13 protein-coding genes are annotated in these 14,445 nt (G+C 73.2%); 6 read left to right on the forward strand and 7 right to left on the reverse strand.

Features of this window, described 5'->3' with window-relative positions:
* Positions 1-4 precede the first annotated feature (4 nt).
* Both IEW03_RS16345 and IEW03_RS16350 read right to left on the reverse strand, forming a co-directional pair.
* A complete protein-coding gene (locus IEW03_RS16345) occupies positions 5-961 on the reverse strand; it encodes a carbohydrate ABC transporter permease (protein ID WP_188524768.1) in 957 nt (318 codons plus the stop codon).
* The gene (locus IEW03_RS16350) at positions 958-2,409 is read right to left on the reverse strand and encodes an ABC transporter substrate-binding protein (protein WP_188524769.1); all 1,452 of its coding nucleotides are present in this window, start codon (positions 2,407-2,409) and stop codon (positions 958-960) included. Before IEW03_RS16350 ends, IEW03_RS16345 begins: the two co-directional genes overlap by 4 nt.
* Positions 2,410-2,582: 173 nt before the next feature.
* On the opposite strand from IEW03_RS16350, the gene IEW03_RS16355 reads away from it, so the two are divergent.
* Entirely contained in the window at positions 2,583-3,524 is a 942-nt protein-coding gene (locus IEW03_RS16355) for a sugar-binding domain-containing protein (RefSeq protein WP_188524770.1), read from the forward strand.
* A gap of 119 nt (positions 3,525-3,643) precedes the next feature.
* Entirely contained in the window at positions 3,644-4,738 is a 1,095-nt protein-coding gene (locus tag IEW03_RS16360; RefSeq protein ID WP_188524771.1) for a YihY/virulence factor BrkB family protein, read from the forward strand.
* A 36-nt stretch (positions 4,739-4,774) separates the two neighbouring features.
* Here IEW03_RS16360 and IEW03_RS16365 read toward each other — a convergent pair whose 3' ends face one another.
* Positions 4,775-5,257, reverse strand: a complete 483-nt coding sequence (locus IEW03_RS16365; protein ID WP_188524772.1) for a MarR family winged helix-turn-helix transcriptional regulator — start codon at positions 5,255-5,257, stop codon at positions 4,775-4,777.
* A gap of 125 nt (positions 5,258-5,382) precedes the next feature.
* Here IEW03_RS16365 and IEW03_RS16370 point away from each other — a divergent pair, with 125 nt between their 5' ends.
* Complete coding sequence (locus IEW03_RS16370) at positions 5,383-6,444, forward strand: LLM class flavin-dependent oxidoreductase (protein ID WP_188524773.1); 1,062 nt, start codon at positions 5,383-5,385, stop codon at positions 6,442-6,444.
* Complete coding sequence (locus IEW03_RS16375) at positions 6,441-7,097, forward strand: NAD(P)H-dependent oxidoreductase (protein WP_188524774.1); 657 nt, start codon at positions 6,441-6,443, stop codon at positions 7,095-7,097. Before IEW03_RS16370 ends, IEW03_RS16375 begins: the two co-directional genes overlap by 4 nt.
* 2 nt (positions 7,098-7,099) lie before the next feature.
* On the opposite strand, the gene IEW03_RS16380 is transcribed toward IEW03_RS16375, so the two are convergent.
* Both IEW03_RS16380 and IEW03_RS16385 read right to left on the reverse strand, forming a co-directional pair.
* Positions 7,100-8,584, reverse strand: coding sequence for a mannitol dehydrogenase family protein (locus tag IEW03_RS16380; protein WP_188524775.1), 1,485 nt, complete (start codon positions 8,582-8,584; stop codon positions 7,100-7,102).
* Positions 8,585-8,681: 97 nt separating this feature from the next.
* A complete protein-coding gene (locus tag IEW03_RS16385; protein WP_188524776.1) occupies positions 8,682-9,803 on the reverse strand; it encodes a VanZ family protein in 1,122 nt (373 codons plus the stop codon).
* 160 nt (positions 9,804-9,963) lie between these two features.
* On the opposite strand from IEW03_RS16385, the gene IEW03_RS16390 reads away from it, so the two are divergent.
* Complete coding sequence (locus IEW03_RS16390) at positions 9,964-11,010, forward strand: formylglycine-generating enzyme family protein (protein WP_268236104.1); 1,047 nt, start codon at positions 9,964-9,966, stop codon at positions 11,008-11,010.
* Positions 11,011-11,029: 19 nt separating this feature from the next.
* On the opposite strand, the gene IEW03_RS16395 is transcribed toward IEW03_RS16390, so the two are convergent.
* Complete coding sequence (locus tag IEW03_RS16395) at positions 11,030-11,788, reverse strand: GH25 family lysozyme (RefSeq protein WP_229738356.1); 759 nt, start codon at positions 11,786-11,788, stop codon at positions 11,030-11,032.
* A gap of 157 nt (positions 11,789-11,945) precedes the next feature.
* Between IEW03_RS16395 and IEW03_RS16400 the strand changes: the two genes are divergently transcribed.
* Complete coding sequence (locus IEW03_RS16400; RefSeq protein WP_188524777.1) at positions 11,946-12,365, forward strand: transferase; 420 nt, start codon at positions 11,946-11,948, stop codon at positions 12,363-12,365.
* A gap of 37 nt (positions 12,366-12,402) precedes the next feature.
* Here IEW03_RS16400 and IEW03_RS16405 read toward each other — a convergent pair whose 3' ends face one another.
* The gene (locus IEW03_RS16405) at positions 12,403-14,325 is read right to left on the reverse strand and encodes a Xaa-Pro dipeptidyl-peptidase (RefSeq protein WP_229738358.1); all 1,923 of its coding nucleotides are present in this window, start codon (positions 14,323-14,325) and stop codon (positions 12,403-12,405) included.
* Between the last annotated feature and the right edge of the window lie 120 nt (positions 14,326-14,445).

Raw genomic sequence — 14,445 nt, forward strand, 5'->3', positions numbered from 1 at the left:
CTGCTCACTCCTTGACGTCGAAGCTGCGGAAGATGAGCCGCAGCGCGAGGGAGGCGACGATGATCGTGGCGATGACGACGACGACGCCCATCGCGGCGGCCTGCCCGACGTCGAAGCCCAGGAAGGCGCGCTGGTAGATGTAGAACGGCAGGTTGGCGCTGGCCGTCCCGGGGCCGCCGGCGGTCATGAGGTAGATCTGGTCGAACGTGTTGACCACGTAGATGATCCCCAGCAGGATCCCGAGCTCGATGTACCGGCGCAGCTGCGGCAGCGTGATCGACGCGAACGTGCGCCACCAGCCGGCGCCGTCCATCGCGGCGGCCTCGAGCACGTCCTTCGGCTGCGCCTGCAGCCCGGCGAGCACCAGCAGCATCATGAACGGCGTCCACTGCCACACGAGGGCCATGAGGATGGCGACGATCGGGTAGGTCGACGTCCAGTCGACGGGGTCGATGCCCACCAACCCGAGGGTCCAGTTGAACAGCCCGTACGTCGGGTTCAGCATCGCCATCGACCACAGCACGGAGGTCGCGACCGGCATGATGAGGAACGGCGTGATGAGCAGCGTGCGCGCCACCCCGCGCCCCCGGAACGGGCGGTCCAGCAGGATCGCGAGCACGATGCCGAGCACCATCGCCACGAGCACGCACCCGAGCGTGATGACGACCGAGTTCAGCGCCGTCTGGCGGAACACCGAGTCGCGCGCGATGTCCAGGTAGTTCGAGAGCCCGACGAAGATGTCGGAGTCGGGCCGCAGCAGGTTCCGCGAGTGCAGCGAGTACCAGATCGTCACGAGGAACGGGATCTGCGTGACGACGATCGTGAAGATCAGCGCGGGCAGCAGCGGCGCCCGGCGGCGCCACCGCTCGGCGGACGGGTACTGGTGCTTGTCGGCGCGGCGGGCCGCCCGCTGCGACTCGGCACGGCGGGCGCTGCCGGCGTGCGCGGCGACGGTGGTCATCGGGGGCCTCCGGGCTCGGGGTCGGACGCGGCGTCCTGCTCGTTCCGGTACGTCTCGGCGACGGTCTCGGCGTACCGCTGCGACTGCTCGAGCGCCTCGTCCACCGTCTTCTGGCCGGCGACGGCGGCCGAGATCTGCTGGCCGACGCGGGTGCCGAGGTCCTGGAACTCCGGGATCCCGACGAACTGGATCCCCGGGTACGGGACGGGCTGGAGCATCGTGTCCTCCTGGGTGGCCTCGCCCATCGCGGTCAGGGTCGCGTCGGCGTACGCCTCGGAGACCTCCGCGTACTCGGGGATCTCGTAGGTCGACAGCCGGCTGCCGGGGGGCACGCGCTCCCAGGACAGCTTCTCGCCGACGAGCTGGATGTAGTCCTTGTCGGTCATCCAGGAGACGAAGTCCCAGGCGGCGTCCTTGTGCTCGCTCGTCGACGGGATCGCCAGCGACCAGGAGTACAGCCAGCCGGCTGCGTCGGTCTTCTCCACCGGCGCGGGCACGTAACCGGTCTTGCCCGCGACGGTGGACGACGCGGGGTCCTCGATGGAGGAGACCATCGACGTCGCGTCGTACCACATGGCCGCGTTGCCCTGCGCGAAGCGGGTGAGGCAGTCGCCGAAGCCGGACGTCGCCGCGCCGGGCTGGCCGTGCTCGCGGACGGTGTCGACGTAGGTCTGCACGGCCTCCTTCACCTCGGGCGAGTCGAGCCGCGCGTTCCAGCCCTCGTCGAACCACTGCCCGCCGAACGTGTTCATCACGGTGCTCAGCGGCGCCATCACCTCGCCCCAGCCGGCGAGGCCGCGCAGGCAGATGCCGGAGAAGTCCTGGGCCGGGTCTTCCAGCTCGGCGGCGAGCTCCTGCACGTCGTCCCAGGTGGGCCGGTCGGGCATCTCGAGCCCGGCCTCGGCGAAGACGTCCTCGCGGTAGGCGAGGAACGACGACTCGCCGTAGAACGGCACGGAGTACAGGTCGCCGTCGACGGACAGCGCGTCGCGCACGCTCGGCACGAAGTCGTCCGGGTCGTAGCCCTCGGTCTCCTCGGCGTACGGCTGCAGGTTCTCGATCCAGCCGTTCTCGGCCCACATCGGGGTCTCGTAGTTGGAGATCATCACGACGTCGAACTCGCCGCCGCCCGTCGCGACGGAGGCCGTGATCTTGGCGCGGGCCTCGTTCTCCGGCAGCGACACGAACTGCACGTCGATGCCGGGGTGCTCCGCCCGGAACTCGTCCTGGAGGGAGATCGCGTCCTGCATCTGCGGGTTGGAGACGATGGCGACGACGATCTGCTCGCCGTCTCCCCCGCCCACCGCGCCCGCCCCGGCGCAGGCGGTGGCGCCGAGGCTCAGGGCGACGAGGCCGGCGGCGGCCGCCGAGGCGCGCCGTCGCCCACGGGGTCGGGACGCGCGGGGTCGGCGGGTGGTGCGGGCCGGTGCGCCGGGTGGTCGGAACATCGCTGTCCTCACGTGTCTCGGTGCGTCGAGCGCGCCCGCCGTGCACAGATGAGAGGCGGCGCTGCGCTCATCTGTCACGACAGTAGCCCGCTATGCTCAGGTGAGCAAGACACCGCGCTCATCCGGTCGCACGCAGGCGTGCGCCGCTCGCTCCGCCGCTCACAGGAGACTCCGTGACCCATCCCGCCCACGCCAGGCTCCTCGTCGACGTGAGCCGCGACTACTACCTCGACGGCCGGTCCAAGGTGGAGATCGCCCAGCACCGCGGCATCTCCCGCTTCCAGGTGGCCCGGCTGCTCACGGAGGCCCGCGAGTCCGGCGTGGTGCGCATCGAGATCGCGCCGCCGGCCCATCTCGACGGCGACCGGGCGGGGCGGCTCGCCGACCTGCTGGGCGCGCGCGACGTGGTGATCGTGCCGTCCGGGGCCGACCCGGCGGCGACGCGCGACGCGGCCGCCCACGCCCTCGCGAGCATCCTGGCCGCCCGCGTGCACGCGGGCATGACGGTCGGCGTGTCCTGGTCGCGCACCATCGAGACCGCGGTCGGCCTCCTCGGTGCCCTGCCGCCCTGCGAGGTCGTCCAGCTCGTCGGCGCCCTGCCGGTCAGCGGCGCCGGCGACTCGCTCGGCCTGATCGAGCGGTTCCGCGGCATGGAGGGGGTGCGCACCTGGCCCGTGTGGTCGCCGATGCTCGTGGGCGACCCGGCCACCGCCGCCGGGATGCGGCGGCAGACGGAGATCGCCGCCGCGCTCGACCGGGCGGACGCCCTCGACCTCGCCGTGGTCGCCGTCGGTGCCTGGACGAGCGACGGCTCCACCGTCTACCCCCTCATCACCGAGGAGGACCGGCGCGCCGCGACCGAGGCCGGGGCCGCCGCCGAGTGCTCCGGGCGACTCCTCGCCGCCGACGGGAGCGCCGTGCTCACCCCGCTCGACGCCCGGGTCGTCGGCGTGACGCTGGAGCAGCTCGCCCGGACGCCCGAGGTGCTCGCCGTCGGGTACGGGGCGCACACGGCGACGGCGCTCCGCGCGGCCGTGGCCGGGATCGGCGTCACGACGCTGGTGTGCGACGAGGCCGCGGCCCTGGCCCTCGAGGAACAGGCCCCCTCGACCTGAGCGCCGCGGGCACGGTGCGGCCACGGTGCGGGCACGGTGCGGCCGCCTTGCGGACATGCGCCGGCCGTCCGAGCCTGGGACTGACCGCGGCAGGGTGCCGCACGCACGAGGAGGTCGCCATGGCCGACACCGGCGAGCAGCACAGGAGCCCGGACGCCGACGCCGGACCGGGCGTGGGCGTGCCCGACACCCCCCGCACTCCCGCCGAGGCACCGCCGCCGTCGTGGGGGCGGGCGCTCAAGGGCAGCGTCCGGGAGTTCGGCGCAGACCAGTGCACCGACCTCGCCGCCGGGCTCACGTACTACGCCGTCCTGGCCTCGGCCCCCGCGCTGCTGGCCCTCGTGTCGCTCCTCGGGTTCGTGGGCGACGCCGAGAAGGCGCTCGACTCCGTGATGAGCACCGTCTCGGAGTTCCTCCCGCAGGACATGATCGACATCGTCGAGCCCCTCGTGGAGAACGCCGTGGGCAACACCGGTGCGGGGATCGCGTTCGTCGTCGGGCTGGTGCTGGCGCTGTGGTCCGCCTCCGGCTACGTGGGCGCCTTCGGCCGGGCCATGAACCGCGTGTACGACGTCCCCGAGGGCCGCCCGGTGTGGAAGCTGCGGCCCGCGATGCTCGGGGTCACCCTGGTCGTCGTGATCATCGCCGCGCTGGTCGTGGCGAGCCTGGTGCTGTCCGGCCCCGTCGCCCGCGCGGTGGGCTCGGCGGTCGGGCTGGGCGACGCCGCGATCACGGTGTGGAGCATCGCGAAGTGGCCGGTCGCGCTGCTGCTCGTGGTGGTCGCGATCGCGATGCTCTACCACTTCACGCCCAACGTGAAGCGCCCGCGGTTCCGCTGGGTGAGCGCCGGCGCGCTGGTCGCGATCGTGGTCGCGGCGATCGCCTCCGCGGCGTTCGGGCTGTACGTCGGCAGCAGCTTCTCCAGCTACGGCTCGTACGGCATCCTCGCCACGTTCATCGTGCTGCTCCTGTGGCTGTGGATCATCAACCTCGTCCTGCTGTTCGGCGCCGAGCTCGACTCCGAGCTGGAGCGCACCCGCGAGCTGAACGACGGCATCGCGGCCGAGGAGCGCGTCCAGCTCCCGCCCCGCGACACGAAGGCCAGCGACAAGAAGGCCGCCAAGCGCGCCGACGCCGTGGCCGAGGCGCGCAAGGTGCGCGAACGGGCCGCCCGCGACGACGCGGCACACGACGAGGCTCCGACGCGGCCCTGAGCGACCGCCGACGCAGCCCCGCGCGGGCGGGACGGGTCAGGCCCTGGGCAGGTCGCCTGGCAGGTCGCCCGCCGGCCCGGCCTCGGGGTCCAGCCGGGCCCAGACGTCGGCCAGGCACCGCAGCCGGTCGTCGTCGAGGCGGTCGAAGAACAGCTCCCGCAGGTCGCCGTGATGCTGCCGCCAGGCGCGGCGCATCAGCGCCCGTCCCTCGTCGGTCAGGGCCGCGTCGACGCTCCGGCCGTCGACCCGCGACCGGCGACGCTCGATCAGCCCGCGCCGCTCCAGCCGGTCGGCCAGGCGGGTGAACCCACCGGTCGTCATCAGGCGACGCCGGGCGAGCTCCGACATCCGCATGCCCTCGGGGCCGGCCTCGCCGAGCAGGGCCAGGACGCTGTACTCCGCCATGCTGACGTTCATCGTCGCGAGCCGTGACTCCAGCTCGCGCCAGATCCGGTCGTGGGCGTAGAGGAACCCGCGCCACGCCTCCTGCTCGAGGTCCTGCAGCCCGTCGGTCGCCATGGCGAGCACGGTATCCGGACGTCGTGGGCGGAACCAGCCGGCCACCCACGGCTCGGCGGAATATCTGTCTGCGCAGACAAGTTATGCGGCGGACCCGGCAGCACCGTCCGACGAGAGGAAGAGCGATGCCCTTCGAGATCGGGATCATGACGTTCGGAGAGGTCACCACCGACCCCCGCACGGGTTCCACGCCGTCCCCGCGCCAGCGGGTCCGCGAGACCGTCGAGCAGGCACGGGTCGCCGACCAGGTCGGCCTCGACGTCTTCGGGGTCGGGGAGCACCATCGGACCGACTTCGTCGGCTCCGCCCCGACCGTCCTGCTCGCGGCGGCCGCGGAGCACACCGAGAACATCAGGCTCACGAGCTCCGTGACCGTGCTCAGCTCGGACGACCCCGTGCGGGTCTGGGAACAGTTCGCCACGATCGACCAGCTGTCCGGCGGGCGGGCGGAGATCATCGCCGGCCGAGGGTCGTACTCCGAGTCGTTCCCGCTCTTCGGGTACGACCTCGGCGACTACGCGGAGCTCTTCCGGGAGAAGCTCGACCTGCTCCTGGCGATCCGCGAGCAGAACCCGCTGACCTGGCAGGGGCGGCTGCGTCCCTCGCTGGTGGACGCCGACATCGCGCCCCGCGCCTTCGGCGACACCATCCCGGTCTGGGTGGGGGTCGGCGGCTCGCCGGCCTCGGCCGTCAGCACCGGCAGGCTCGGGCTGCCCATGGCGATGGCCCTCCTGCTGGGCCCCATCACCTTCCACGAGCGGACGCTCGCGCTGTACCGGGAGGCGGCCGCGTCCGCGGGCCACGACGCCGACGCGCTGCCGGTGAGCATCAACACCCACGGCTACGTCGGCGCCACGAGCCAGGGGGCGAGGGACCTCATGTACCCCTCCTTCGTGCAGGGCATGGCGGAGAACAACCACCAGCGCGGCGCGGGGTTCCCCCTGTCCCGCCCGTCGTTCGACGCGCTCTCGGCCCCCGGCGCCGGGCTGCTCGTCGGCAGCCCCCAGGAGGTCGTCGACAAGCTGCTCGCCTACCACGAGCTCTACGGGCTGGACCGCGCCATCGTCCACATGGGGTTCGGAGGGATGGCGCAGAAGGACCACCTGGAGGCGATCGAGCGGCTGGGCACCGAGGTGGCGCCGGTCGTGCGCCGCGAGGTGGCCGCCGCCGAGAGGAGCGCGGCATGACCACGACCTCCGCCACCACGACCTCGGCCGGCGCGACGGCGGTCCCGCGTCCCACGACGGCCGGCGGCGCGTCGTCCGCCGACACCGCGCCCACCCCGGACCCCGGGAGCGCGCGGCTGCGGGTCGTCGTCGTCAACGGCAGCCCGAGCCGGCCGTCCAAGACGATGGGGCTCACCTCCGTGGTCCTGGACACGCTGGCCGAGATGCTCCCGACCGAGGCGTCGCAGGTCGACGTCTACCGGCTCGGCCACGGGTTCACCGACGCGACCTCGCGGGACGAGGTCACGCCGGACGTCGAGTCCGCGCTGCACCGTGCCGAGGAGGCCGACCTGCTCGTCGCCGCCGCGCCGGTCTTCCGCGGGTCCTACCCGGGCATGTTCAAGCACTTCTTCGACCTGGTGGACCAGTACGCGCTCGCCAACAAGGCCGTGCTCCTCGTGGCCACCGGCGGCAGCGACCGCCACGCCCTCGTGCTGGAGCACGCCATGCGCCCCCTCTTCGCCTTCTTCCAGGCGATGACCGTGCCGGTCGCGTTCTACGCGTCGTCCGGGGACTTCGACGGCACGCTCCTGCTCAACCCCCGCGTCTACGGGCGCGTCCAGATGGGCCTCCAGGACGTCGCGGGACTGCTCAGGTCCCGCGCGACCGGCTGAGGTCAGCGGGCGACGAGCTCCTCCACCGTGGCCCGCGCGCCGCGCGCGTGCAACGAGGCCAGCGCGGCGGTGTAGGCCTCGACGAAGCGCGGCTGGGACGCCAGGTCGCCGAACAGCTCCTCGTCGCGCACGAACGCGAGCGGGTCCTCGTGGTTGCGGGCGGCGGCGGCCTTCAGCCGGTCGGCGTACCGGTCCACGATCTCGATGGGCTCGCCCTGCTCGTCGACGCCCTCGTCGTAGCGGGCCCACGAGGCGACGACCGCGGCGGAGCGGTGGACCTCCCCGCCGGCGGCGAGGTTGGCCCGGATCACGGGGACCAGCCACTTCGGGATCCGGTCGGACGACTCGGCGCACAGCCGGGCGAGGGTGTCGCGCACGTGCGGGTTCGCGAACCGCTCGATGAGGGTGTCCTGGTACTCCGCCAGGTCGATGCCCGGCACGGGCAGCAGGGTCGGCTCCCCCTCGCGGGCCATGTAGTCGCGCAGGAACTGCACGAACGTCTCGTCGGCGCACACCTCGTGCGCGTACCGGTAGCCGGCGAGGTAGCCGACGTAGCACAGCGCCTGGTGGCTGGAGTTGAGCAGCCGGAGCTTCATGAGCTCGTACGGCTCGACGTCGTCGACCAGCTGCGCGCCGACCTCCTCGTACGGCGGGCGGCCGTTCGTGAACCGGTCCTCGATCACCCACTGCGTGAACGGCTCCGCCACCACCGGCCACGCGTCGTCGACGCCGAACCGCTCGGCGACCATCGCCCGGTCGTCGTCCGTCGTCACCGGGGTGATGCGGTCGACCATCGAGTTGGGGAACGGCACGTGCGCCTCGATCCAGTCCGCGAGGGCGGGGTCCTTGAGGCGCGCGAACGCGACGAACATGCGGTGCGCGACGTCGCCGTTGCCCTGGATGTTGTCGCAGCTGGCCACCGTGAACGGGGTGACCCCGCGGTCGCGACGACGCCGCAGCGCCTCCGTGACCAGCCCGAACGACGTGGCGGGGACGGCGCCGGGCGCGAGGTCGGCGACGACCGCCGGGTCCTCGGCGTCGAACTCCCCCGTCACCGGGTTGACGTTGTAGCCGCCCTCGGTGACGGTCAGCGACACGATCCGGATCTCCGGGGACGCCATCTTCTCGATGACGGCCTCGGGGTCGTCGGGGGCGAGCAGGAAGTCCACGATCGACCCGATCACACGGCCCTCGAGCGTGCCGTCCGGGTGCTTCAGCACGAGGGTGTACAGCCCGTCCTGGCTGGTGAGCGCGTCGCGCATGCGCGCGTCGTGGGGCAGCACGCCGACGCCGCAGATCGCCCAGTCGAGCGCCTTGCCCTCGTTCATCAGCCGGTCGAGGTACATGGCCTGGTGGGCGCGGTGGAAGCCGCCGACGCCGAGGTGGACGATGCCGGCACGCAGCCGCGAGCGGTCGTACGCCGGCACCGCGACCGGCAGGTCGCCGCCCGACAGGGATGCCAGGGTCTCGTCGCTGAGTGCGGTCATGGTGCGTCGCTCCTTCGTCGGGCCGGAACGGCCAAGGTACCAAACGAGCGCAGCGTTCAACACATATGAGCGGCCTGCTGAGCGGTCTGCTGAGCGGTCAGGCCCGGGCGTCGACCAGGCGCGCGCCCGTGAGCGCGCAGGACAGCCCCCGTCGGTCGCCCGTGGCGAGCACACCGACGACGGCGGCCAGCACCACCAGCCCCTGGAGCGACTGCGCCCCCGCGGCCTCGGCGCCGGGCGGCACCGCCGCCGCGACGTCCAGCAGCCCGTAGACGCCGAGCACGGCATACCCCCGCGCGAGGCGTCGGCCGAGGCTCCCGCGCGCGAGCCCGCCCGCGCCGTCCGGCCAGCGCGGCTCCAGCCACACCGCCCGCTGCCCCAGCGACGCCCCCGACCCCACCCACGGCGGCACCCCGAAGACCAGCACCGCCGGCAGGACGGTGCCGAGCAGCACCTCCGCCCACGTGGGCGTCGCCGGCAGCCCGTGGCCCGTGGCCATCAGCGCGATGCGGTACGCCAGCTGGAGCGCGGCGCCCAGCGCCGCCGCGGCGCCGACGTCCACGACCATGCCCAGCAGCCGCCGCGGCACCGTCACGGGCCGCGGCTCCAGGCGGTCGGCGGCGAGCGCCCGCGCCTGCGGCATCCACCGCAGCACCACCGGCGCCACGAGCGCGCCGAGCAGGCCCCCGAGCGTGTTGGTGAGCACGTCGTCGACGTCCGCGACGCGGTAGGAGCAGCCGATGACGCCGAAGATGCCGGTGTACTGGACGGTCTCGATCGCGACCGACGCCAGCAGCGCGGAGGCGGTCGAGGCGACGACGCCCCAGCCGAGGTACCGGCGGGCGAACACCCCCCACGGGACGAACAGGAGCACGTTGAACGCCACCTGCAGGAACGCCCGGCTGCGCAGCGTCGCGAGGGTGCTCAGTCCGGAGGTGTCGCCACGGATGTCGTCGATCGAGTGCAGCGGGACGAGCTCGGCCCCGGACACCGCGTTCGCGGCGCACCATGCGGCGAGGTCGCCGGACGGCAGCGGCAGCAGCGTGTACGCCAGCAGCGTCACGACGTACACCGCCAGTGCCGCCGCACCGAGCATCCGCCGCGCGTCGAGCCGCCCGTACCGTCGCTGCTGCACCACGAGCACCGGCAGCAGCACCGCGAGGAACGCCAGCACCCCGAGCGCCACGCCCACGTACGCGGGCCAAGTCCATTCGTCCACGTCGCCGACCGTAACGTCCGAGTCGCGCGACGGCGCCATCGCCGCTGCTCAGGGCGGTGTTCTGCGACACCCCGCACGTCCCGCGCCGCGGTCGGCTGATCGAGGCGTACCGGTCGTCCGCGATACTGGCAGCAGACCGGCCCAGCCCGAAGGAGCGACGATGACCCACCCCGAGCAGGACTCGTGCTGCGCCCCGGCACGTCCGGCCGACACGACCGACTCCTGCTGCGCCCCCTCCCGGCCGGCCGAGCCCGCGGCCCTGGCGATGCCGGTGCTGCGTGGCGGAGCCGCCGGCGCCGGCACGGCCGCCGCGCCCGGTGACGGCCCGCGCCACACGGTCCAGCAGGTCGCGGTGCCGGCCGGCCGGTTCGCGATGGGCGACTCCCACGGGGACGGCAAGCCGTTCGACGGCGAGTCGCCCGTGCACGAGGTGTCGCTGGACGGCTTCACGATCGACGCGACGTCGGTGACCAACGACGACTTCGCCCGCTTCGTCGACGCCACCGGCTACCGCACGGAGGCGGAGACGTTCGGCAGCTCGCCCGTCTTCCACCTCGCCGTCGACCAGCGCGCCGTGGACGAAGGGCGGGTGGAGGTGCTCGGCGTCGCGGGCGGCGCACCGTGGTGGCTGTTCGTCACCGGCGCCGACTGGGCGCACCCGGAGGGGCCGGGCACCGACCTCGCGGGCCGCGGCGACCACCCGGTGGTGCACGTGTCGTGGAACGACGCGCAGGCCTACTGCGCCTGGGCGGGGCGCCGGCTGCCCACCGAGGCGGAGTGGGAGTACGCGTCGCGCGGCGGCCTCGACGGCGCCCGGTACCCGTGGGGTGACGACCTGCTCGGCGACGACGGCGAATGGCGCTGCAACATCTGGCAGGGGACGTTCCCGACCGCGAACACCCGCGACGACGGCTGGCTGACCACCGCCCCGGTGCGGACGTTCGCGCCCAACGGCTACGGGCTGTGGCAGACGGTGGGCAACGTGTGGGAGTGGTGCCAGGACGTGTGGTCGCCGCACACGTACGCCCGCCGCGGCCCCGCGGCGCACGCACCGCTCGAGCAGGGTGCCTCCGACGCCCGGGTGCTGCGCGGCGGCTCGTACCTGTGCCACGACTCGTACTGCAACCGCTACCGCAACGCCGCCCGGTCGTCGAACACGGTGGAGTCGTCCACCGGCAACGGCGGGTTCCGCACGGTCGCGCTCTGACGGGCGCCGGGCGCTGTCGTCAGCCGATCGTCATCGCGCGCAGGTCGTCGAGGGTGCCGTCGAAGACGTTCATGTCGATGTGCTCCTCCTCGCCCACGTAGCCGTCCAGGACGTCGCGGTCGGAGTACTGCCAGAAGTCCCACGCGCGCTTCGGCAGGTCGGGGCTGGACGCCACCGACCGGATCCACAGCGGGTAGCGGTCGTAGTCGTCGCCGAGGTAGGCCTCGCGCAGCTGCTGCGTCGTGTAGATGATCGGCGCGGCGCCGTAGTGCTCCTCGAGGTCGGCGAGCAGCGGGTCGAGGATGCCGCGCAGCTCGTCGACGCTGGGCGGGTCGTCCATGAACGGCCCGTAGTACTCGACGTCGACGACGGGCGGCAGGGTGCCGGGGTCGGCCGGGACGTTCTCCACGACGTTCCCGGCCTGGTCCTCGCCCGGGCTCTCGAAGCTGAGGAAGTGGTAGGCGCCGACGAGCAGGTCCGTCTCGCGCGCGCCCGCCCAGCTCGCGGCGAAGCGCTCGTCGACGTGGTTCGAGCCTTCAGTGGCCTTGATGAACGCGAAGTCGAGGTCCTGGTCGGCGAGCACCGGCCAGTCGATCTCGCCCTGGTAGGCGGAGACGTCCACCCCGCGGACGTCGAACTTCGCCGCCGTGATGCGGTTGGGCCACAGCACACCGGTCCACACCAGCGCCGCGAGGACACCGAGCGCGACGACGAGCGCCCCGGCGACCACCGCCGCCGTGCGCCAGCGTCTCCGGGTCCCCCGCGTCGTCGTGCTCACCTCCCGATCATTGCCGATCGCCGGCCCTGCTGACGAACCCGTCGCTGTCCACCTGTCGCCACGGCCCGGCTCACCAGATGACCGTTTCGGGGGAATCCTTGCGCGAGTCGTTACGTTATGTCACTGGAACAGCAGAGCACCCGAGGCGAGGAGAACTGTGCGACGCATCCCCCGGAAGGTCGAGATCGAGGACGACGCGGGCAACGTCACGCGCTATCTGCGGCACGACAACGGCGAGGGCTACGTCTCCCCGTACGCGACCGTCCACCCGGACGCGACGGTCGAGGCCGGAGCCTACGTCGAGGCCGGCGCCCGCGTGGCCGAGCGCGCCCGCGTGGGGCGCTTCAGCTGGATCGACGTCGACGCCGTCGTGGGGCCGCGCGCCCGGGTCGGCGACGCGGTGCACGTCGGCGTCCGCGGCGTCGTGGGCGACGGCGCCCGGGTCGGCGCGCACGCACGGCTCGGCGAGGACATCCAGATCGAGCCCGGCGCGATCGTGCTGCCGGACGAGATCGTGCCCGAGGGCACCGTCGTGCGGGCCGAGCGCCGGCGGGGCGACTTCGGCACCGCCGCGTAGCCACCTCCCACCGCTCGGCCCGCCCGCCGGCGGCTCCTCAGAAGCCCAGCGCCTCCGCTCCCCCGACCACGGGCAGCCGCAGCACGCTCTGGTGCGGCGACACCGTGAGCTCCGTCCCGCCGAGCGGCAGCAGCGTGTGCTCCTGATCGGTCGAGAAGACCACGAGCCCGATCCGGTGACCCGCGGGAACCACGTAGTCCTTCGGCTCGAGCGTCCAGGACAGGTCGTACGCCTTGCCGCGCACGAGCGGCTCCGAGCGGTCCGCCCCCTTGCGGTTCTGCGGGTCCGTCCAGCCCCGGGTCACGACCGTGGGCTCGACGTCGGACCCGGCCGGGCCGTAGTCGACGAGCTGCACCGTGAGGTTCGCGTCGGCAGCGTTCTCGATCGCCGTGCGCAGCCGGATCGACGGGCGCCCGGAGAGACGGACGTCCTCGTCGAGCTCCGGCGTCGTGTACACGAGCCGGTTCTCGCTGACGGTGTCGGGGTCGGCGACCAACGTGTCCGGGTGGACCGTGCGTCCCTGGTCGACGAACGACTGCCGCGCCGCCGGACCGTGCGGCCCGCGCGTGACCAGGGCGCCCGGGGCGTCGGACGCATCGGCGGCGAGCCGCAGCCGGACGTCCTTGGCACCGGCGTCCGGCCAGGTGGAGGACGGCGTGTTCTCGCCGTCCTCGCGCTGCACGACCGCCTGCGGCTCGTCCATGATCCCGTTGTCGACGCCCCACAGCCAGTGGTCGAACCAGCGGTTCTCGGTCTGCTTGTAGGTCCAGGTCTCGCCGTCCGGCAGCGTGACGCTCGCGCCGGAGCCGGGGCCGCCGTGTCCGCCCTGGTGCAGCCAGATCTTGCGCGGCACGTCGTGCGCGGCGAGCTCGTCCCACCACCCGGCGAAGTTCTCCGTGCGGACGTTCCAGTCGTTCAGCCCGTGCACGACGAAGACGCTCGCGGCCACGTCGCTCGCGTCGCGGTAGTCGCGGGCCGCCCAGAAGTCCGTGTAGTCCCCGGTGTCGCGCCCCTGCTCCGCGGTGATCTCGGCGATCTCGTCCGCGCAGTCGCCCGTGACCCGCTCCTCGCCGCCGACGAAGTTCGCGAGGACGTCGGCGTCCTCGCCCTGGTAGCCGCCGGGGGCGACCACGAGGCCGTTGGCGCGGTAGTAGTCGTACCAGCTGCTGATGGCGGCGACGGGGACGATCGTCTTGAGGCCCTCGACGCCGGTGGTCGCGACCTGGTTGGGCAGCGTCCCGTTGTAGGAGCCGCCGATCATCCCGACGTCGCCGGTGGTCCAGTCCGCCTCGACGGCCTCGCCGGTGGCGTCGACGCCGGGCGCGCGACCGTTCAGCCAGTCGATCACGGCCTTCGTGCCGAGGGTCTCGGCGGGGTCGCCGCTGGTCGGGCAGCCGTCGGAGTCCCCCGTGCCGACGCTCATCCCGAGCACGACGGCGTAGCCGCGCGGCACGTAGTAGTCGTCCAGGCTGCCGGGCAGGTCGGCGGCCCTGGCCCCCGCGACGGCGTCGCCGCCGAGGAAGCCCGCCGTCGTGCGGAACGAGCCGGCCGTCGCGCCCTTGGCGAAGAGGCGGTTCTGCGGCAGCTCGTCGACGAGGACGCTGGGGTACGGAGCCTCGCCCCACGTGTCCTTGCGGTACGGGCTGTGCTCGAAGATGACGGGGACGTCGAGGCCCTCGGTCGCGGTCTCCGCCGGCCGGGCGATGTCGATCGCCACCCGGTCGTGCTCGCCGTCGTGGTCGCTGTCCACGGGCGCGGTGACGTACACCCGCTCCGTGATCGCGTCGTCGAGCGAGAAGACGGGCTGCGTCGTCCCGTCCTCGACGACGACGCCGGGCGGCAGGCCGTCGTCGTCCGCCGGCGCGTCGCCCCCTCCGGGAGCCGCGACAGCGACAGGGGCGTGCAGGAGCGTGAGGGCGCCGGCCATGCCGGCCAGCACCAGGGGTCGTGAACGTCGCACGGGCAGGGCCACCTTTCGGTCGAAGTACCGACCTGAGGGTGACACAGGTCACACCGGCGCATGCGGCGACCCGCCGGAGGACGTCGCCCGGCGCACGGCCTCCCCGGCCGCGCGACCACC

It is taken from the genome of Isoptericola cucumis (assembly GCF_014635665.1).
In the GTDB taxonomy this organism is placed as follows: Bacteria; Actinomycetota; Actinomycetes; order Actinomycetales; family Cellulomonadaceae; genus Isoptericola; species Isoptericola cucumis.